Source organism: Streptomyces sp. NPDC031274 (assembly GCF_055570235.1).
Genome location: NZ_JBVIHP010000022.1, coordinates 13550 through 34518 on the forward strand (window position 1 = coordinate 13550; position 20969 = coordinate 34518).

Here is a 20969-nt window from a genome sequence, read left to right on the forward strand (position 1 = left end):
TGTGGAGCATGGCAGACCCCTCCAGCTACCGCCCCAAGCCGGGACAGATCCCCGACTCGCCGGGGGTCTATCGGTTCCGCGACGAACACCGCCGGGTGATCTACGTCGGCAAGGCCAAGAGCCTGCGCCAGCGCCTGGCCAGTTACTTCCAGGACCTCTCGAATCTGCACCCGCGCACCGCCACGATGGTGACGACGGCCGCCTCCGTCGAGTGGACGGTCGTCTCCACCGAGGTCGAGGCGCTGCAGCTCGAATACTCCTGGATCAAGGAATTCGACCCCCGGTTCAACGTCAAGTACCGCGACGACAAGAGCTATCCGTATCTCGCGGTGACGATGAACGAGGAGTTCCCGCGTGTGCAGGTGATGCGCGGCCAGAAGAAGAAGGGCGTCCGCTACTTCGGTCCTTACGGCCACGCGTGGGCGATCCGCGACACCGTGGACCTCCTCCTGCGTGTCTTCCCGGTCCGCACCTGCTCGGCGGGGGTCTTCAAGAACGCCGAGCGCACCGGCCGCCCCTGCCTCCTCGGCTACATCGGCAAGTGCGCGGCGCCCTGCGTCGAGCGCGTCTCCCCGCAGGAGCACCGCGAACTCGCCGAGGACTTCTGCGAGTTCATGACGGGCCGCACGGGGACGTACATCCGCCGTATCGAGCGGCAGATGGCGGACGCCGCCGAGGACATGGAGTACGAGAAGGCGGGCCGTCTGCGCGACGACATCGGGGCCCTCAAGAAGGCCATGGAGAAGAGCGCCGTCGTCCTGGCCGACGCCACCGACGCCGACCTCATCGCGCTGGCCGAGGACGAGCTCGAGGCGGCCGTCCAGATCTTCCACGTCCGCGGCGGCCGCGTGCGCGGTCAGCGCGGCTGGGTCACCGACAAGGTCGAGGCCGTCACCAGCGGTGACCTCGTCGAGCACGCACTCCAGCAGCTCTATGGAGAGGAGAGCGGGGACTCCGTACCGAAGGAAGTCCTCGTGCCCGCGCTGCCCGAGCCCATAGAGCCCGTCCAGGAGTGGCTCACCGAGCGCCGTGGTTCGAACGTCTCGCTGCGCATCCCGCAGCGCGGCGACAAGAAGGCGCTCATGGAGACCGTGGCGCGCAACGCGCAACAGTCCCTCGTGCTGCACAAGACCAAGCGCGCCTCCGACCTCACGACCCGCTCGCGCGCCCTGGAGGAGATCGCGGAAGCGCTCGAACTGGACAGCGCCCCGCTGCGCATCGAGTGCTACGACATCTCCCATCTCCAGGGTGACGACGTCGTGGCCTCCATGGTCGTGTTCGAGGACGGCCTCGCACGCAAGAGCGAGTACCGCCGCTTCCAGATCAAGGGCTTCGAGGGCCAGGACGACGTCCGCTCCATGCACGAGGTGCTCACGCGCCGCTTCAAGCGCTACCTCTCCGACAAGCAGCAGACGGGGGAGTGGGACCCCGACGAGTCCGGCGAGACCGGCCAGTCCGGCGAGATCGGCGAGTCGAACGGCGAGTCGAACGGCGAGGTGAGCGCCTTCACCGAGGAGGACGGCCGTCCCAAGCGCTTCGCCTACCCGCCCCAGCTCGTCGTCGTGGACGGCGGCCAGCCGCAGGTCGCGGCGGCCCAGCGGGCCCTCGACGAGCTCGGCATCGACGACATCGCGGTCTGCGGCCTCGCCAAGCGCCTCGAAGAGGTCTGGGTGCCGGGCGACGACGACCCGGTGATCCTGCCGCGCACCAGCGAAGGCCTGTACCTTCTCCAGCGGGTACGCGACGAGGCGCACCGCTTCGCGATCACGTATCAGCGGGCCAAGCGGGCCAAGCGTTTCAAGGCCGGACCGCTGGACGCCGTGCCGGGCCTCGGTGACGCGCGCAAGCAGACGCTGATCAAGCACTTCGGTTCCGTGAAGAAGCTGCGATCCGCGACAATCGAGCAGATCTGTGAGGTTCCGGGCGTAGGCCGCAAGACGGCCGAGTCGATCGTCGCGGCCCTGGCCGGAGCGGTACCCGCGGGACCCGCCGTGAACACGGCGACCGGAGAGATCATTGAAGAAGAGGAGCCCGCGAGCGCGGGAGCCTCGGGCGATGGCGAGGATCCCGTGACCGCGGGCACCTCTGAGGAACGACGGGGGCAGGAGACATGACCACCGAGCACGACGAAGGCGGCGAGCAAGTGAGTACGGGCACGACCATCACGCCAGGTGAGACCGCCGAAGTGGTCCCCGAGCTGGTGATCATCTCCGGCATGTCGGGAGCCGGACGCAGCACCGCGGCGAAGTGTCTCGAGGACCTCGGCTGGTTCGTCGTCGACAACCTGCCGCCCGCGCTGATCCCCACCATGGTGGAGCTCGGCGCCCGCTCGCAGGGGAACGTCGCCCGCATCGCGGTCGTCGTCGACGTCCGCGGCCGCCGTTTCTTCGACAATCTGCGCCAGTCCCTCGCGGACCTGGAGGCCAAGCACGTCACCCGCCGGATCGTCTTCCTGGAGTCCTCGGACGACGCCCTGGTCCGCCGTTTCGAGTCGGTCCGCCGCCCCCACCCGCTGCAGGGCGACGGCCGCATCGTCGACGGCATCGAGGCCGAGCGCGAGCTCCTGCGCGAGCTGCGCGGCGACGCCGACCTGGTGATCGACACGTCCAGCCTGAACGTGCACGAGCTGCGCGCCAAGATGGATGCCCAGTTCGCGGGCGACGAGGAGCCCGAGCTGCGGGCCACGGTCATGTCGTTCGGCTACAAGTACGGCCTGCCGGTCGACGCCGACCTCGTCGTGGACTGCCGCTTCCTGCCCAATCCGCACTGGGTGCCGGAGCTGCGGCCCTTCACGGGGCTCAACGAAGAGGTCTCCGGCTACGTCTTCAACCAGCCGGGCGCCAAGGAGTTCCTCGACCGGTACGCCGAGCTGCTCCAGCTCATCGCCGCGGGCTACCGCCGCGAGGGCAAGCGTTACGTGACGATCGCGGTCGGCTGTACGGGTGGAAAGCACCGCTCCGTCGCCATGTCGGAGAAGCTCGCGGCACGCCTGGTGTCCGAGGGCGTCGAGACCGTCCTCGTCCATCGGGACATGGGGCGGGAGTGAAGTCCTCCCTGCGGCTGAACCGCCTGGGCCGCAAGCGCGGCGCGCAGCCCAAGGTCGTGGCGCTCGGCGGCGGGATGGGCCTGTCCGCGTCGCTGGCCGGGCTGCGGCGCATCACCGGTGACCTCACCGCCGTGGTCACCGTCGCCGACGACGGCGGCTCCAGCGGGCGGCTCCGCGACGAGCTGGGCGTCCTGCCGCCGGGCGACCTGCGCAAGGCGCTCGCCGCCCTGTGCGGCGACGACGACTGGGGCCAGACCTGGGCCCGCGTCATCCAGCACCGCTTCCAGTCCAAGGGTGACCTGCACGAACACGCGGTCGGCAATCTGCTGATCGTCGCCCTGTGGGAGCAGCTCGGCGACCACGTCCAGGCACTCGACCTGGTCGGCAAGCTGCTCGGCGCGCACGGCCGCGTGCTGCCCATGTCCGCGGTCCCGCTGGAGCTCCAGGCGCTGGTCAAGGGGCATGATCCGGAGCGCCCGGACGACGTGGACACGGTGCGCGGACAGGCCACGGTGGCGCTCACCCCGGGTGAGGTGCAGTCCGTGCACGTGGTCCCGCGCGACCCGCCGGCCGTCCCCGAAGCGGTCGCCGCCGTGCTCGACGCGGACTGGGTGGTGCTCGGCCCGGGCTCCTGGTTCTCGTCCGTGATCCCGCATCTCCTTGTCCCCGAACTGCTCGACGCGCTCATCCAGACGAAGGCCCGCAGGGTGCTCTCGCTGAACCTCGCGCCACAACCCGGTGAAACAGATGGGTTCTCTCCGCAGCGTCATTTGGAGGTTTTGGCCCGACACGCCCCTAAACTCGCCCTGGACGTGGTGCTGGCCGACGACGCCGCCGTGCCCGACCGTGAGTCACTCACCGATGCCGCCAAGCGGCTCGGCGCCACGGTCGAGCTGGCGCCGGTGGCCAGGCACGATGGCACTCCGAGGCACGATCCGGAGCTCCTGGCCACCGCGTACGACCGTATTTTTCGGATGCATGGAAGGATCGGCCCATGGCGATGACGGCAGCGGTGAAGGACGAAATCTCCCGGCTTCCCGTCACCCGGACCTGCTGCAGAAAGGCAGAGGTCTCGGCCATCCTGCGGTTCGCGGGCGGCCTTCACCTGGTGAGCGGCCGCATCGTGATCGAGGCGGAGCTGGACACGGCAATGGCCGCACGGCGGCTGAAGCGGGACATTCTTGAGATTTTCGGACACAGCTCGGAGCTGATCGTGATGGCTCCCGGCGGGCTGCGACGCGGCTCGCGCTATGTCGTACGGGTCGTGGCGGGCGGCGATCAGCTGGCCCGGCAGACAGGCCTCGTGGACGGCCGTGGCCGCCCCATCAGGGGCCTGCCGCCACAGGTGGTCTCGGGGGCCACCTGTGACGCCGAGGCGGCGTGGCGCGGGGCGTTCCTCGCGCACGGCTCACTGACCGAGCCGGGGCGCTCCTCCTCCCTGGAGGTGACCTGCCCGGGTCCGGAGGCGGCCCTCGCGCTCGTCGGCGCCGCGCGCAGGCTGCAGATCGCGGCCAAGGCCCGCGAGGTGCGCGGCGTGGACCGCGTCGTGGTGCGGGACGGTGACGCGATCGGAGCCCTGCTCACCCGGCTCGGCGCCCACGAGTCCGTGCTCGCCTGGGAGGAGCGGCGGATGCGCCGCGAGGTGCGCGCCACCGCCAACCGCCTGGCGAACTTCGACGACGCCAACCTGCGCCGCTCGGCCCGCGCGGCCGTCGCCGCCGGTGCCCGTGTGCAGCGTGCCCTGGAGATCCTGGGCGACGAGGTCCCCGAGCACCTCGCGGCCGCCGGACGGCTGCGCATGGACCACAAGCAGGCCTCCCTGGAGGAGCTCGGCGCGCTCGCCGAGCCCGCGCTGACGAAGGACGCGGTCGCGGGCCGCATCCGCCGCCTTCTCGCCATGGCGGACAAGCGGGCGCAGGACCTGGGGATCGCGGGTACGGAGTCCAACCTGAGCGAGGAGCTCGCCGACAACATGGCGGTCTGACCGCCGTCGTACGTCACGCAAGCCGCCGGGGCCGCCGAGGCCCCGGCGGCTTCTTTGCGTCCCTTTCCGTGTCACTCTTCACGCCATATTGACATGATCATGAAGTATCACGAGCCTGGCGTCCGCGCACAAATGTGCCGGACAACCGCAAGGGGGGCTCATGAGACGAAGAGTGAGATCCAGAGCCGGTTTCAGATCGGTCGTCGCCGCGGGAGCGTTACTCGTCGGCGGACTCGTCGCCGTGCCGCACGCCCAGGCCGACAGCGGGGCGAAGGCCCCGGCCACCGGCGATCCGGCGGCCGTGAAGGTCTACGAGGCCCAGGTCACCAAGAAGCAGATCCCGATCCTCATCGAGGCGGGCCAGGACGCCCACGAACTCGCGGGACAGGCCCCCGAGCGCGGCACCGCCCGCGTCGAGGTCTATCTGACCAGGGCGCAGGCCAAGGGCGTCGAGCGTGAGGGCGTCGAGCTCACCGAGCAGAAGGTCTCCGCGAGCACGGAGCGGAAGCTGAAGGCCGCGGGGGACGGCGTCTTCAGGCCGTACAGCGGCAAGGGCGGCCTGAAGGAGGAGATCGTCAAGACCGGTCAGGCCCACCCCGGCCTCACCAAGGTCGTCTCCATCGGCAAGACGCTCAAGGGCCAGGACATCCTCGCTCTGAAGCTCTCCAAGGGCGCGAACAAGTCCAAGGACGGCTCCAAGCCGTCCACGCTCTACATGTCCAACCAGCACGCGCGCGAGTGGATCACCCCCGAGATGACCCGCCGCCTGATGCACCACTACCTCGACAACTACGGCAAGGACCAGCGCATCACCAAGCTCGTGGACTCCACCGAGCTGTGGTTCGTGCTCTCCGCCAACCCCGACGGCTACGACTTCACGCACGCCGCCGACGGCGACCGCCAGTGGCGCAAGAATCTCCGCGACATCGACGGCGACGGCAAGATCGCGGCGGGCGACGGCGTCGACCTCAACCGCAACTTCGCCTACAAGTGGGGTTACGACAACGAGGGTTCGTCCCCCGAACCCTCGTCCGAGACCTACCGGGGGACCGGCCCGATGTCCGAGCCGGAGACCAAGGCACTCGACCGCTTCCAGAAGCGCGTCGGCTTCACGTACGGGATCAACTACCACTCCGCGGCTGAACTGCTCCTCTACGGAATCGGCTGGCAGGTCGCCACGCCGAGCCCGGACGACGTCCTCTACAAGGCGCTGAACGGTACCCCGGAGAAGCCCGCCGTCCCCGGCTACCACCCGCAGGTCTCCTCGGAGCTCTACACCACCAACGGCGAGGCGGACGGCCACGCGGGCAACATCAACGGCATGTCGATGTTCACGCCGGAGATGTCCACCTGCCAGACGGCCTCCGACGTCGACCCGAACGACGCCTGGAAGCCCGAGGACTGCGCCTCCATCTTCACCTTCCCGGACGACGAGAAGCTGATCCAGCAGGAGTTCGCGAAGAACGTCCCGTTCGCGCTCGCCGTCGCCGAGACCGCGCTCCATCCCGACCAGCCGGTCTCCGTACCCGGCATCGAGGCCCCCGACTTCACGCCGGACGCCTTCACCGCCTCCTACGCGCGCGGAGCTGACCAGGAAGTCGCCGTCACCGCCCGCAAGTCGGTGCGCGACAAGGAGCTCAACTACCGGATCAACGGCGGCCGTACACACGACGAGAGCCTCAAGGCCTGGAAGGGCGGCGAGACGTACGGCGGTGAGGACAACCTCCACTTCGACCAGTACCGCGCCGAGGTCGAGGACGCGCGCGTGGGCGACAAGGTCGAGGTGTGGTTCACCGGCCGCAACAAGAAGGGCCGTACCCAGAGCCCGCACTTCACGTACACCGTCACCGAGCGCGCCAAGGCCAGCACCCTCGTCGTGGCCGAGGAGGGCGCCGCGGCGACACAGGCCCAGAAGTACGTCGACGCCCTCAAGGCCAACGGACGTCCGGCCGTGGTCTGGGACGTCGCCAAGCAGGGCGCCCCGCACCCGCTCGGCGTCCTGTCGCACTTCTCCGCGGTCGTGCACTACACCGGTGACCCGGTGCCGGGGGCGGCCACCCAGCTCGCCCTGCGCGCCTACCTCAACGAGGGCGGCAAGCTGATCGAGTCCGGCGAGCGCACCGGCGGAAACGTGGACCTCGGGGGCGCGCTCTCCGACGACTTCGCGCAGTACTACCTGGGTGCGTACGAACGCCTCTCCGCACCCGGCGCCACCAGCTTCGCCGGCAGCGGCGCGCTCGACGGCGTGAAGGCGTCGCTGGGCGCCGCCGACTCCAACCCCCTGGACAAGGCGGGCCGTTTCACCGTCACGTCCGACACCCTGCCCGCCGACGAGTTCCCGCAGTTCAAGAGCGCGGCGGCAGGCAGCTACCCCGGCCTCACCAACCCCTACGCACCCTTCGAGGGCCAGGGCATGGCATCGGCGACCCACGCCGACCAGGACTGGAAGCGGCTGACCCGCACCATCGACCTGACCGGGGTCACGGCCGCGGACAAGCCGGAGCTGCGGTTCGCGCTCAACTGGAACCTCGAGACCGGCTACGACCACGGCGTACTGGAGGCGCACACCACCGGCGCCGACGACTGGACCACGCTCCCGGACACGAACGGCAACTCGTCGTCGGCCGTGCCCGCCGAGTGCGGGGCCGGGTTCTTCATCAACGGCCACCCGTTCCTGCGCCACTACCTGACGCAGTCGGCGACCGGCTGCACGGCGAGCGGCACCAGCGGCGCCTGGAACAGCTTCACCGGATCCTCCGGCGGCTGGAAGCCCGTCGCCTTCGACCTGAGCGCCTACGCGGGCAAGAAGGTCGAGGTGTCGCTCAGCGCCATCACCGACCCCTCCAGCGGGGGCCGCGGATTCTTTGCCGACAACGCGCAGGTTGTGGTAGGGGGCAACGCGACGGAGACCGAGGGATTCGAGGCCTCTCTGGGCACCTGGGCGGTCGCTCCGGCGCCCCCCGGAAGCCCCAACATCACGGGTGACTGGGCCCGCACCGGCGAGCTCTACAAGCCCTATGCGGCCGTCACAGCGCGTGACAGTGTGCTCCTCGGCTTCGGGTTCGAGCATGTACCCAACAGCGCCGAGCGCACTGCTCTTATGGGCGCATCCCTTGCACATCTGCGCCGCTGACGCTGCGTAGTCGGGACCGGAATCCCGGTGGCTCGTACTTCCTACTCGGGGGTACGGGCCGCCGTGCTGTTCGGACCCCCTGTCGATGTCACCCAAAGGCCATCAGAGAGGTAGGGTCGGAGGCGGTCGGGGACATCCCATACATCTCGCCGGCGTCTGAAACCGGCGTACCAACGAGGAGATCGGTTCGTGACGATCCGCGTAGGCATCAACGGCTTCGGCCGCATCGGGCGCAATTACTTCCGAGCGCTGCTTGAGCAGGGTGCGGACATCGAGATCGTGGCTGTCAACGACCTGGGTGACACCGCGACTACGGCTCACCTTCTGAAGTACGACACCATCCTGGGCCGTCTCAAGGCCGAGGTGTCGCACACCGAGGACACCATCACGGTCGACGGCCACACCATCAAGGTGCTGTCCGAGCGCAACCCCGCCGACATTCCGTGGGGCACGCTCGGCGTCGACATCGTGATCGAGTCGACCGGCATCTTCACCAAGAAGGCCGATGCCGAGAAGCACATCGCCGGTGGCGCCAAGAAGGTCCTCATCTCGGCTCCGGCCAAGGATGAAGACATCACCATCGTGATGGGCGTCAACCAGGACAAGTACGACGCGGCCAACCACCACGTCATCTCGAACGCGTCCTGTACCACCAACTGTGTGGCGCCGATGGCGAAGGTTCTCGACGAGAACTTCGGCATCGTCAAGGGCCTGATGACGACGGTGCACGCGTACACCAACGACCAGCGCATCCTGGACTTCCCGCACTCGGACCTGCGTCGCGCCCGCGCCGCCGCCGAGAACATCATTCCGACCACGACCGGTGCCGCCAAGGCCACCGCCCTGGTCCTTCCGCAGCTCAAGGGCAAGCTCGACGGCATCGCGATGCGCGTCCCGGTCCCGACCGGCTCCGCCACCGACCTCGTCGTCGACCTGCAGCGCGAGGTCACCAAGGACGAGGTCAACGCCGCGTTCAAGAAGGCCTCCGACGACGGCGCCCTCAAGGGTTTCCTCACCTACACCGAGGACCCGATCGTGTCCTCGGACATCGTCGGCGACCCGGCCTCCTGCACCTTCGACTCCTCCCTGACCATGGTCCAGGAGGGCAAGACGGTGAAGATCCTCGGCTGGTACGACAACGAGTGGGGCTACTCCAACCGCCTCGTCGACCTCACGGTCTTCGTCGGCGGTCAGCTCTGATCAGCAGAGCAGGCACCTCGATGTGAGCACAGGGTCCGGACCGCGCAATACTGCGTGGTCCGGGCCTTGTTGCACGTCAGCCCTCTAAAGGAGTCCTGGAGTCCAGCCATGAAGACGATCGACGAACTTCTCGCCGAAGGGGTCGAGGGCAAGCGGGTCTTCGTCCGCGCCGACCTCAATGTGCCGCTCGCCGACGGCACCATCACCGACGACGGCCGCATCCGCGCCGTCCTGCCGACCGTCACCAAGCTCGCGGGCGCGGGCGCCAAGGTGATCGTCGCCTCACACCTCGGCCGCCCCAAGGGCGCCCCGGACCCGGTGTTCTCGCTGCTTCCCGCCGCCGAGCGCCTCGGTGAACTCCTCGGCAAGCCCGTGGCGTTCGCCCAGGACACCGTCGGTCCCGCCGCGCACGACGCGGTGGACGGTCTCGAGCCCGGCCAGGTCGCCGTCATCGAGAACCTCCGCTTCAACGCGGGCGAGACATCCAAGGACGACACCGAGCGCGGCGAGTTCGCCGACCAGCTCGCGGCCCTCGCGGATGTCTACGTGGGCGACGGCTTCGGTGCCGTGCACCGCAAGCACGCCTCTGTGTACGACCTTCCGGCGCGTCTTCCGCACTACGCGGGCTACCTCATCGCCACCGAGGTCGGCGTCCTGAAGAAGCTCACCGAGGACGTCAAGCGCCCGTACGTCGTCGCGCTCGGCGGCGCCAAGGTCTCCGACAAGCTGGCCGTCATCGACCAGCTGCTCGGCAAGGCCGACCGCCTCCTGATCGGCGGCGGCATGGCCTACACCTTCCTCAAGGCCCAGGGCTACGAGGTCGGCGCCTCCCTCCTCCAGGAGGACCAGATCCCGCAGGTCAAGGAGTACATCGAGCGCGCGAAGAAGAGCGGCGTCGAGCTGGTCCTCCCCGTCGACGTGCTGACCTCCTCGGAGTTCCCGGACCTGAAGGCCAAGGACCCCGCCAACCCCACCACGGCCGCCGCGGACGCCATCGCGGCCGACCACATGGGTCTCGACATCGGACCCGAGACGTGCAAGCTCTACGCCTCGAAGATCGCCGACGCGGCCACCGTCTTCTGGAACGGCCCGATGGGCGTCTTCGAGCACCCCGACTACGCCGAGGGCACCAAAGCGGTCGCCCAGGCTCTTCTCGACTCCGAGGCCTTCACGGTCGTCGGCGGTGGCGACTCCGCCGCCGCCGTACGGATCCTCGGCTTCGACGAGAACGCATTCGGCCACATTTCCACCGGCGGCGGCGCCTCCCTCGAATACCTCGAGGGCAAGACGCTCCCCGGCCTCGCCGCACTGGAGAACTGACACCTGATGACTACGCGTACCCCGCTGATGGCGGGCAACTGGAAGATGAACCTCAACCACCTCGAGGCCATCGCACACGTCCAGAAGCTCGCCTTCGCCCTTGCCGACAAGGACTACGACGCCGTCGAGGTCGCCGTCCTGCCCCCCTTCACCGACCTGCGTTCGGTGCAGACCCTGGTCGACGGCGACAAGCTCAAGATCAAGTACGGCGCCCAGGACATCTCGGCGCACGACACCGGTGCGTACACCGGCGAGATCTCGGGCCCGATGCTCGCCAAGCTGAAGTGCACGTACGTGGCCGTGGGTCACTCCGAGCGCCGTCAGTACCACGACGAGACCGACGAGATCTGCAACGGCAAGGTGAAGGCCGCCTACAAGCACGGCCTGACCCCGATCCTCTGCATCGGCGAGGGCCTGGACATCCGTGAGGCCGGCCAGCAGATCCAGTACACCCTCACCCAGCTCGACGGCGGCCTGAAGGACCTGCCCGCCGAGCAGGCCGAGACCATCGTCATCGCCTATGAGCCGGTGTGGGCCATCGGCACCGGCAAGGTCGCGACCCCCGAGGACGCCCAGGAGGTGTGCGGCGCGATCCGCGGCCGCCTCGCCGAGCTGTACTCGCAGGAGCTCGCCGACAAGGTGCGCATCCAGTACGGCGGCTCCGTGAAGTCCGGCAACGTGGCCGCGATCATGGCCCAGCCCGACGTCGACGGCGCCCTCGTCGGCGGCGCCGCGCTCGACACGGACGAGTTCGTCAAGATCGTGCGGTTCCGCGACCAGTGAGTATGCGGTAGCGCCGATACGTCGTACCCTTGCGGGGGCCGGGCAGCTTCTCACCCAGAGGCACCGGCCCCCGTCGTCGACAGAGAATCGATTCAGATCCGAGGAAGTTGGTCCAGCTGTGGTTATGGGGTTCTCGATCGCCCTCATCGTCTTCAGCCTGCTGATGATGCTGCTGGTGCTGATGCACAAGGGCAAGGGCGGCGGTCTCTCCGACATGTTCGGTGGCGGCATGCAGTCGTCCGTCGGCGGTTCGTCCGTCGCCGAGCGCAACCTCGACCGCATCACTGTCGTGGTCGGTCTCTGCTGGTTCGCGTGCATCGTCGTGCTCGGCCTGTTGATGAAGGTGAACAACTGACCGCGAAAGCGGCTTGATTGCCACCTTGCGAAAGCTTCGCTTAAAGCCCCATGTACGGTGCGCGCCGCACGGCGCGGATTATCATGGGGCTTGCGTGTCGGGGTGAGGGTGTAACTCCGAACACTGGACGCGCGTTGGGCCTTACGTAGACTGAGGCGCCCGCAGCAGCACCATCACGCAGGGAGTTACGACCGTGGCAAGTGGCAACGCGATCCGTGGAAGTCGGGTCGGGGCGGGGCCGATGGGCGAGGCCGAGCGCGGTGAGTCAGCGCCGCGACTGCGCATCTCCTTCTGGTGCTCCAACGGACACGAGACGGTGCCCAGCTTCGCCAGCGACGCGCAGGTTCCCGATACTTGGGACTGCCCCCGCTGCGGCTTCCCGGCCGGTCAGGACAGGGACAATCCGCCGGACCCGCCCCGCACCGAGCCGTACAAGACCCACCTGGCGTATGTGAGGGAACGGCGCAGCGACGCGGACGGCGAGGCGATTCTCGCGGAGGCGCTGGCCAAATTGCGGGGCGAGATCTAGAGCGTATGAAGGGCCGGACATCGGGCGATGTCCGGCCGCTGTGCTTTTCGCGTGGCGTTTACCGGCGCGTGTCCGGACAGACAGCTTCAGAGATCTCATATCGGGCCCTGATCAATTAGGTTGGAACGTGCAGCGGGGCAAGGTACGTACACAGGTACGAGAGAAGGCTGAAGTCCGAGATGAACGCAGAAAGCCGCGCCAGGCTCAACCAGACGCCCGAATGGGCGGCGCTCAGCAAGCACCGGGAGCAGCTGGGGGAGGTGCAGCTGCGTGAGTTGTTCGCCAAGGATCCGGCGCGCGGCACGCAGTACACGCTCCAGGTCGGTGACCTGCACGTCGACTACTCCAAGCACCTCGTCACCGACGAGACGCTGACGCTCCTGCGCGAGCTTGCCGCGGCCACCGACGTCTTCGGCCTGCGGGACGCCATGTTCCGCGGCGAGAAGATCAACACCACCGAGGACCGCGCCGTCCTGCACACCGCGCTGCGCGCCCCGCGCGACGCGGAGGTCGAGGTCGACGGCGAGAACGTGGTGCCCGCCGTGCACGCCGTGCTCGACAAGATGGCCGCCTTCGCGGACAAGGTCCGCTCCGGCGAGTGGACCGGGCACACCGGCAAGCGCATCAAGAACATCGTGAACGTCGGCATCGGCGGCTCGGATCTCGGCCCCGCCATGGCGTACGAGGCGCTGCGGTCCTTCACCGACCGCGATCTCACCGTGCGTTTCGTGTCGAACGTCGACGGCGCCGACCTGCACGAGGCCGTGCGGGACCTGGACCCGGCCGAGACGCTGTTCATCATCGCCTCGAAGACGTTCACCACGATCGAGACGATCACGAACGCGACCTCCGCCCGCGACTGGCTCCTGACCGGCCTGCGCGCCGACCAGAGCGCGGTCGCCAAGCACTTCGTGGCCCTGTCGACGAACGGCGGGAAGGTCTCCGACTTCGGCATCGACACGGCCAACATGTTCGAGTTCTGGGACTGGGTCGGCGGCCGCTACTCGTTCGACTCCGCGATCGGTCTCTCGCTGATGATCGCCGTCGGCCCGGACGCCTTCCGCGAGATGCTCGACGGTTTCCACCTCGTCGACGAGCACTTCCGTAACGAGCCCGCCGAGTCGAACGTGCCGCTGCTCCTCGGCCTGTTGGGCATCTGGTACGGCAACTTCCACGACGCCCAGTCGCACGCCGTCCTGCCGTACTCGCACTACCTCTCCAAGTTCACCGCCTACCTCCAGCAGCTGGACATGGAGTCCAACGGCAAGTCCGTCGACCGTGACGGCGAGCCGGTCGACTGGCAGACGGGTCCTGTGGTCTGGGGCACGCCGGGCACCAACGGGCAGCACGCGTACTACCAACTCATCCACCAGGGCACGAAGTTGATCCCCGCCGACTTCATCGGCTTCGCCGAGCCCGTCGCCGATCTGCTGCCCGGTCTTGTCGGCCAGCACGACCTTCTGATGGCCAACTTCTTCGCGCAGACGCAGGCGTTGGCCTTCGGCAAGACGCCCGACGAGGTGCGGGCCGAGGGTGTGCCGGACGAACTCGTCCCGCACAAGACGTTCAAGGGCAACCACCCGACGACGACGATCCTCGCCAAGGAGCTGACGCCGTCGGTTCTCGGTCAACTCATCGCACTCTACGAGCACAAGGTGTTCGTGCAGGGCGCCGTGTGGAACATCGACTCCTTCGACCAGTGGGGCGTCGAGCTCGGCAAGGTCCTCGCCAAGCGCATCGAGCCCGCCCTGACCGAGGGCGCGGACGTGCCGGACCTCGACGGTTCGACGACGGCGCTTGTCGCCAAGTACCGCACCCTGCGCGGGCGTTGAGTCGCTGAGAGCAGTTGAAAGCACTAAGGCCCGGCCCGCCGAGAGGCGGACCGGGCCTTAGTGCTGTGCGAGCCGTTCAGGGCCGTTCAGACTGAAGCGGCTCAGGGAGAAGCCGGCGGATACAGATCGCGCGGCAGCTGCGAGGCCGCGGCGGCGTCGAGCAGCCACAGCGTCCGCGACCTGCCGTACGCACCCGCGGCGGGCGCCTGTACCTCGCCCGCGCCCGACAGGGCGATCGCCGCGGCGTTCGCCTTGTCCTCGCCCGCGGCGAGCAGCCACACCTCACGCGCCGACCGGATCGCCGGGAGCGTGAGCGTGATGCGTACGGGCGGCGGCTTGGGCGCGCCGTGCACGCCGACCACCGTCCGCTCCGTCTCGCGGACCGCGGGCAACTCCGGGAAGAGCGAGGCGACATGGGTGTCCGGGCCGACGCCGAGCATCAGCACGTCGAACGTCGGCACCGGGCCGTGGTCCTCGGGCCCCGCAGCCGCGGTGAGCTCGGCGGCGTACATCCCGGCCGCCGCGTCCACCTCGTAGGCGCCGTCCGACGCGGGCATCGGATGCACCCGGGCCGGGTTGAGCGGCACCGAGTCGAGCAGTGCCTCCTTGGCCTGGGTGTAGTTGCGCTCCGGGTCGCCGTCCGGCAGGAAGCGCTCGTCGCCCCACCACAGGTCCAGGCGCGACCAGTCGATCGCGTCCTTGGCCGGGGACGAACTCAGCGCCGCCAGAAGGCCGTTGCCGTTGCGGCCGCCGGTGAGGACCACCGACGCGTAGCCGCGGGCGGCCTGCGCGTCGACGATCTTCGTGATGAGGCGGGCCGCCGCGGCCTGCGCCATCAGCTCCTTGTCGCGGTGGACCACCAGCTGCGGGGCCGCGCTCACTTCGCCGCCGCCTTCTTGGCCGCGGTCTTCTTCGCGGGAGCCTTCTTCGCCGCCTGAGCGGGCTCCTCCACGTCGGGAACCGTGGTTTCCTCGGCGGACTCGCCCAGGCGGTCCACGCCGTACTTCAGCGCGGACGCATAGGTGTCGTCCGGGTCGAGACGGCGCAGCTCCTCGGCGATCAGCTCGGCCGTCTCGCGGCGCTTGAGCGCCACCGCGCGGTCGGGCTGCCCCTGGATGGAGAGCGTGGCGAGCGAGCCGTCGGCCCGGCCGAGCACGATGGGACCGCAGTCGGTGTCCATGCGTACGCCGGTGAGACCGGGACCCGCGGAGAGCGAGCGCTTCACGGGGACGGAGAGCCGGTCGGCGAGCCACATGGCGAGCAGCTCGCAGCTCGGGTTGAACTCCTCGCCCTCCACCTCGACCGAGGTGACCTTGCAGGTGACCTGGTCGAGAGCCGCCGCGAGCATCGAGCGCCACGGGGTGATCCGGGTCCAGGACAGGTCCGTGTCGCCGGGGTGGTAGGCCTCGGCGCGCGCGGTCAGCTCGTGGATCGGCTGCTCCGCGGCGTACGTGTCCGTGACGCGGCGCTGGGCGAGCGCGCCGAGCGGGTCCTTGGCCGGGTTGAGCGGCGCGTTGACCGGCCACCACACGACCACGGGGGCGTCGGGGAGCAGCAGCGGCAGGACGACCGACTGGGCGTGGTTGATGACCTCGCCGTAGAGACGCAGGACCACCGTCTCGCCGGTGCCCGCGTCCGCGCCGACCCGTACCTCGGCGTCGAGGCGCGACGTCGTGCGGTCGCGGGGCGAGCGCGCGGCGCGCTTGATGACGACCAGGGTGCGCGAGGGGTGCTCGCGGGACGCTTCGTTGGCCGACTTCAGGGCGTCGTAGGCGTTCTCCTCGTCGGTGACGATGACGAGGGTGAGCACCATGCCGACGGCCGGGGTGCCGATCGCCCTGCGCCCCTTGACGAGGGCCTTGTTGATCTTGCTGGACGTGGTGTCCGTAAGGTCGATCTTCATGGGCGACGCCAGCTCCGTCCGTCTCGTGCGAGCATTTCGTCCGCCTCGGACGGGCCCCAGGTCCCGGACGGGTACTGCGCGGGCTTGCCGTGCTTGTCCCAGTACTCCTCGATCGGGTCGAGGATGTTCCAGGAGAGCTCGACCTCCTCCGTGCGCGGGAAGAGGTTGGCGTCGCCGAGCAGGACGTCCAGGATCAGGCGCTCGTACGCCTCCGGGCTGGACTCGGTGAAGGACTCGCCGTACGCGAAGTCCATCGACACGTCGCGGATCTCCATCGAGGTGCCGGGCACCTTGGAGCCGAACCGGACCGTGATGCCCTCGTCGGGCTGGACGCGGATGACGATCGCGTTCTGGCCCAGTTCCTCCGTCGCCGTGTGGTCGAAGGGGGAGTGGGGAGCGCGCTGGAAGACGACCGCGATCTCCGTGACGCGTCGGCCGAGGCGCTTGCCGGTGCGCAGGTAGAACGGGACGCCCGCCCAGCGGCGGTTGTCCACGCCGAGCTTGATGGCCGCGTAGGTGTCGGTCTTCGACTTGGGGTCGATGCCCTCTTCCTGGAGGTAGCCGACGGCCTTCTCGCCGCCCTGCCACCCCGCGGCGTACTGCCCGCGGACCGTGCTCTTGCCGAGGTCCTTGGGCAGCCGCACGGCGCCGAGGACCTTCGCCTTCTCCGCCACGAGCGCGTTCGCGTCGAAGGAGGCGGGCTCCTCCATCGCGGTCAGCGCCATCAGCTGGAGCAGGTGGTTCTGGATGACGTCACGGGCGGCGCCGATGCCGTCGTAGTAGCCGGCGCGGCCGCCGATGCCGATGTCCTCGGCCATCGTGATCTGGACGTGGTCCACGTAGGAGCGGTTCCAGATCGGCTCGAACATCTGGTTGGCGAAGCGGAGCGCCAGGATGTTCTGGACGGTCTCCTTGCCGAGGTAGTGGTCGATCCGGAACACCTGGTCCGGGGCGAACACCTCGTGCACGATCGAGTTGAGGTCCTTGGCGGACGCCAGGTCGTGCCCGAAGGGCTTCTCGATGACCGCACGGCGCCAGGATCCCGCGGGGGCGTCCGCGAGCTCGTGCTTCTTGAGCTGCTGGACGACCTGCGGGAAGAACTTCGGCGGCACGGAGAGGTAGAAGGCGAAGTTGCCGCCCGTGCCCTGTGCCTTGTCGAGGTCCTGGATGGTGGCCTTGAGCTGCTCGAACGCGGCGTCGTCGTCGAAGTTGCCCTGGACGAAGCGCATCCCCTGGATGAGCTGCTGCCAGACCTCTTCACGGAACGGCGTACGCGAGTGCTGCTTGACCGCGTCGTGGACGACCTGGGCGAAGTCCTCGTCCTCCCAGTCGCGGCGGGCGAAGCCGATGAGCGAGAAGCCCGGTGGCAACAGGCCTCGGTTGGCGAGGTCGTAGACAGCGGGCATCAACTTTTTACGGGACAAATCGCCCGTGACGCCAAAGATGACCAGGCCCGACGGCCCCGCGATACGCGGGAGCCGTCGGTCTGCGGCGTCACGCAGCGGATTGCTGCTTGACAAAGTGTTCAGCCCTTCGAGGGAGCGAGGCGCTTGAGCTCCGCCTCGGTCGACTTGAGCAGGTCGTTCCAGGAGGCCTCGAACTTCTCGACGCCTTCGTCCTCCAGCAGCTGTACGACCTCGTCGTACGAGATGCCGAGCTTCTCGACGGCCTCGATCTCGCCGCGCGCGGCGTCGTACGTGCCGGCGATGGTGTTGCCGGTGATCTGGCCGTGGTCGGCGGTGGCCTCGAGGGTCGCCTCCGGCATCGTGTTCACCGTGTTCGGCGCGACCAGGTCGTCGACGTACAGGGTGTCCTTGTACGCCGGGTCCTTGACGCCGGTGGAGGCCCACAGCGGACGCTGCTTGTTGGCCTGCGCCTTGTCGAGCGCGGCCCAGCGGTCGGAGGAGAAGACCTCTTCGTACGCCTCGTAGGCCAGACGGGCGTTGGCGAGGGCGGCCTTGCCCTTGGCGGCCTTGGCCTCGTCCGTGCCGATGCCGTCGAGGCGCTTGTCGATCTCGGTGTCCACGCGGGACACGAAGAAGGACGCCACCGAGTGGATCTTGGAGAGGTCCAGGCCCGCGGCCTTCGCCTTCTCCAGGCCCGCCAGGTACGCGTCCATGACCTCGCGGTAGCGCTCGAGGGAGAAGATCAGCGTCACGTTCACGCTGATGCCCTTGGCGATGACCTCGGTGATCGCGGGCAGGCCCGCCTTCGTCGCCGGGATCTTGATGAGTGCGTTCGGGCGGTCCACCAGCCAGGCGAGCTGCTTGGCCTCGGCGACCGTCGCCTTGGTGTTGTGCGCCTGGCGCGGGTCGACCTCGATCGACACGCGGCCGTCCTGGCCGCCCGTCGCGTCGAAGACCGGGCGCAGGATGTCGGCGGCGTCACGGACGTCCGCCGTCGTGATCATGCGGATGGCCTCTTCGACGGTGACCCCGCGGGCGGCGAGGTCGGTGAGCTGCTGGTCGTAACCGTCGCCCTGCGAGATGGCCTTCTGGAAGATCGACGGGTTCGTCGTGACGCCCACGACGTGGCTCTGGTCGATCAGCTCGGCGAGGTTGCCGGACGTGATCCGCTTGCGCGACAGGTCGTCCAGCCAGATCGCGACGCCTTCGTCGGAAAGGCGCTTGAGTGCGTCTGTCATGAGGATTACATCTCCTACTAGGTCGTATGTCGGCGTCAGCGCTGAGCGGCGTCGATCGATTCCCGGGCGGCGGATGCCACGTGATCGGCGGTGAAGCCGAACTCACGGAAGAGCACCTTGCCGTCCGCCGATGCACCGAAGTGCTCAAGGGAGACGATGCGACCTGCGTCGCCCACGAAGCGGTGCCAGGTCAGGCCGATGCCCGCCTCGACCGCCACGCGCGCCTTCACGGACGGCGGAAGGACGCTGTCGCGGTACCCCTGGTCCTGCGCCTCGAACCACTCGACGCACGGCATCGAGACGACACGGGTGGGAACACCCGCGGCCTGGAGCTGCTCGCGCGCCTCGACGGCGAGCTGCACCTCGGAGCCGGTGCCGATGAGGACGACCTCGGGCTTGCCGCCGTCGGCCTCGAACAGGACGTAACCGCCCTTGACCGCGCCCTCGGTGACCTCGCGGTCGTACGTCGGCACGCCCTGACGGGTCAGCGCCAGACCGTGCGGGGCGCCCTTGCCGAACTCCTTGGTGTAGCGCGCCAGGATCTCGCGCCACACGATCGCGGTCTCGTTCGCGTCCGCGGGGCGGACCACGTTCAGGCCCGGAATGGCGCGCAGCGAGGCCAGGTGCTCGACCGGCTGGTGCGTCGGGCCGTCCTCGCCGAGACCGATGGAGTCGTGCGTCCACACGTACGTCACCGGGAGGTGCATCAGCGCGGAGAGGCGGACGGCGTTGCGCATGTAGTCGGAGAACACCAGGAAGGTGCCGCCGAAGATGCGGGTGTTGCCGTGCAGCGCGATGCCGTTCATCTCCGCGGCCATGGCGTGCTCGCGGATGCCGAAGTGGACCGTTCGGCCGTACGGGTCGGCCTCCGGCAGCGGGTTGCCCGCGGGGAGGAACGACGACGTCTTGTCGATCGTGGTGTTGTTCGAGCCCGCGAGGTCGGCGGAGCCGCCCCACAGCTCGGGGACCACGGCGCCGAGGGCCTGGAGGACCTTGCCGGACGCGGCACGCGTCGCGACGCCCTTGCCCGTCTCGAAGACCGGGAGCTTCTCCTCCCAGCCCTGCGGGAGCTCACCCGCGGCGATGCGGTCGAAGTCGGCGGCGCGCTCGGCCTCGGCGGTGCGCCAGGAGGCGAAGCCCTTGGCCCACTCGGTCTTGGCCTCGCTGCCGCGGTCCAGGGCCGCACGGGTGTGCGCGAGGACCTCGTCCGAGACCTCGAAGGTCTGCTCCGGGTCGAAGCCGAGGACGCGCTTGGTGGCCGCGACCTCTTCGTCGCCGAGCGCCGAGCCGTGCGCGGCCTCGGTGTTCTGCGCGTTCGGTGCGGGCCAGGCGATGATCGAGCGCATGGCGATGAAGGAGGGACGCTCGGTCTCCGCCTTCGCGGCCTGGATCGCGCGGTAGAGGGCGGCCGGGTCGAGGTCGCCGTCCTCCTTGGGCTCCACGCGCTGGACGTGCCAGCCGTAGGCCTCGTACCGCTTCATGGTGTCTTCGGAGACCGCGGTCTCGGTGTCGCCCTCGATGGAGATGTGGTTGTCGTCCCACAGCAGTACGAGGTTGCCGAGCTTCTGGTGCCCGGCCAGGGACGACGCCTCGCTGGAGATGCCCTCCTGGAGACAGCCGTCACCCGCGATCGCGAAGATGTGGTGGTCGAACGGCGACTCGCCCGCGGGGGTCTCGGGGTCGAAGAGGCCACGCTCGTAGCGGGCGGCCATCGCCATGCCCACGGCGTTCGCGACGCCCTGGCCCAGCGGGCCCGTCGTCGTCTCGACGCCCGTGGTGTGCCCGTACTCCGGGTGTCCCGGGGTCTTGGAACCCCAGGTGCGGAACGCCTTCAGATCATCGAGCTCCAGGCCGAAGCCGGCCAGGTAGAGCTGGATGTAGAGGGTCAGGGACGAGTGGCCCGCGGAGAGAACGAACCGGTCGCGCCCGGTCCACTCGGCGTCCGCGGGGTCGTGCCGCATCACCTTCTGGAAGAGGGTGTACGCGGCAGGCGCGAGGCTCATGGCCGTACCAGGATGGCCGTTGCCGACCTTCTGTACGGCGTCCATGGCCAGGACGCGGGCAGTATCAACAGCCCGCTGGTCCAGTTCGGTCCACTCGAGGTCTGTGGTGGTCGGCTTGGTGCTCACCCTGAGTCAGGGCTCCTCTCCACATGTCGAATGCCGGCGATGTAGATCTCACCGGCCGATGTCGAGCCTACCGCTGTAAAGACGTGCATTTTTTCGAGTGATTCCAGACTG

At 68.8% G+C, this 20969-nt stretch carries 16 protein-coding genes; 11 read left to right on the plus strand and 5 right to left on the minus strand.

Going from position 1 to position 20969, the window contains the following annotated elements:
- Positions 1-8: 8 nt before the first annotated feature.
- The 11 genes from uvrC to pgi all read left to right on the plus strand — a co-directional run bounded on the left by uvrC (position 9) and on the right by pgi (position 14182).
- Positions 9-2114 (plus strand): excinuclease ABC subunit UvrC, encoded by a 2106-nt coding sequence (gene uvrC / locus ACZ5CR_RS30445; protein WP_468863261.1) that lies wholly within the window; start codon positions 9-11, stop codon positions 2112-2114.
- Positions 2111-3046 (plus strand): RNase adapter RapZ, encoded by a 936-nt coding sequence (gene rapZ, locus ACZ5CR_RS30450; protein ID WP_468863264.1) that lies wholly within the window; start codon positions 2111-2113, stop codon positions 3044-3046. The genes uvrC and rapZ overlap by 4 nt, the downstream gene beginning before the upstream one ends.
- Positions 3043-4050 (plus strand): gluconeogenesis factor YvcK family protein, encoded by a 1008-nt coding sequence (locus tag ACZ5CR_RS30455; protein ID WP_468863266.1) that lies wholly within the window; start codon positions 3043-3045, stop codon positions 4048-4050. The genes rapZ and ACZ5CR_RS30455 overlap by 4 nt, the downstream gene beginning before the upstream one ends.
- Positions 4041-5030: a DNA-binding protein WhiA gene (whiA, locus tag ACZ5CR_RS30460; RefSeq protein ID WP_383282218.1), complete on the plus strand. Its 990-nt coding sequence runs from the start codon at positions 4041-4043 to the stop codon at positions 5028-5030. Before ACZ5CR_RS30455 ends, whiA begins: the two co-directional genes overlap by 10 nt.
- A gap of 160 nt (positions 5031-5190) precedes the next feature.
- Positions 5191-8163 carry a M14 family metallopeptidase gene (locus tag ACZ5CR_RS30465; RefSeq protein WP_468863268.1) on the plus strand — a complete coding sequence of 991 codons (2973 nt, stop codon included), beginning with the start codon at positions 5191-5193 and terminating at the stop codon, positions 8161-8163.
- 189 nt (positions 8164-8352) lie between these two features.
- Entirely contained in the window at positions 8353-9363 is a 1011-nt protein-coding gene (gene gap / locus ACZ5CR_RS30470) for a type I glyceraldehyde-3-phosphate dehydrogenase (RefSeq protein WP_468863270.1), read from the plus strand.
- A gap of 108 nt (positions 9364-9471) precedes the next feature.
- Entirely contained in the window at positions 9472-10683 is a 1212-nt protein-coding gene (locus tag ACZ5CR_RS30475) for a phosphoglycerate kinase (RefSeq protein ID WP_468863273.1), read from the plus strand.
- Between the two features lie 6 nt (positions 10684-10689).
- Positions 10690-11466, plus strand: coding sequence for a triose-phosphate isomerase (gene tpiA, locus ACZ5CR_RS30480; RefSeq protein WP_468863275.1), 777 nt, complete (start codon positions 10690-10692; stop codon positions 11464-11466).
- Positions 11467-11590: 124 nt separating this feature from the next.
- Complete coding sequence (gene secG / locus ACZ5CR_RS30485) at positions 11591-11821, plus strand: preprotein translocase subunit SecG (protein ID WP_383283369.1); 231 nt, start codon at positions 11591-11593, stop codon at positions 11819-11821.
- A 193-nt stretch (positions 11822-12014) separates the two neighbouring features.
- Positions 12015-12350, plus strand: a complete 336-nt coding sequence (locus tag ACZ5CR_RS30490) for an RNA polymerase-binding protein RbpA (protein ID WP_078077905.1) — start codon at positions 12015-12017, stop codon at positions 12348-12350.
- 179 nt (positions 12351-12529) lie between these two features.
- Positions 12530-14182 (plus strand): glucose-6-phosphate isomerase, encoded by a 1653-nt coding sequence (gene pgi / locus ACZ5CR_RS30495; RefSeq protein WP_468863277.1) that lies wholly within the window; start codon positions 12530-12532, stop codon positions 14180-14182.
- Positions 14183-14283: 101 nt separating this feature from the next.
- Here pgi and pgl read toward each other — a convergent pair whose 3' ends face one another.
- Genes pgl through tkt form a run of 5 tightly spaced genes read right to left on the minus strand, consistent with a single transcriptional unit; the run spans position 14284 to position 20858 of the window.
- Positions 14284-15063: a 6-phosphogluconolactonase gene (gene pgl / locus ACZ5CR_RS30500; RefSeq protein WP_468863279.1), complete on the minus strand. Its 780-nt coding sequence runs from the start codon at positions 15061-15063 to the stop codon at positions 14284-14286.
- On the minus strand, positions 15060-16085 hold the full coding sequence (gene opcA / locus ACZ5CR_RS30505) for a glucose-6-phosphate dehydrogenase assembly protein OpcA (protein ID WP_468863281.1): 1026 nt from the start codon (positions 16083-16085) through the stop codon (positions 15060-15062). The genes pgl and opcA overlap by 4 nt, the downstream gene beginning before the upstream one ends.
- Positions 16082-17605: a glucose-6-phosphate dehydrogenase gene (gene zwf / locus ACZ5CR_RS30510; RefSeq protein WP_389910236.1), complete on the minus strand. Its 1524-nt coding sequence runs from the start codon at positions 17603-17605 to the stop codon at positions 16082-16084. The genes opcA and zwf overlap by 4 nt, the downstream gene beginning before the upstream one ends.
- Positions 17606-17610: 5 nt before the next feature.
- Positions 17611-18729, minus strand: coding sequence for a transaldolase (gene tal, locus ACZ5CR_RS30515; RefSeq protein WP_468863283.1), 1119 nt, complete (start codon positions 18727-18729; stop codon positions 17611-17613).
- A 35-nt stretch (positions 18730-18764) separates the two neighbouring features.
- Entirely contained in the window at positions 18765-20858 is a 2094-nt protein-coding gene (tkt, locus tag ACZ5CR_RS30520; protein WP_468863285.1) for a transketolase, read from the minus strand.
- Positions 20859-20969 lie beyond the last annotated feature (111 nt).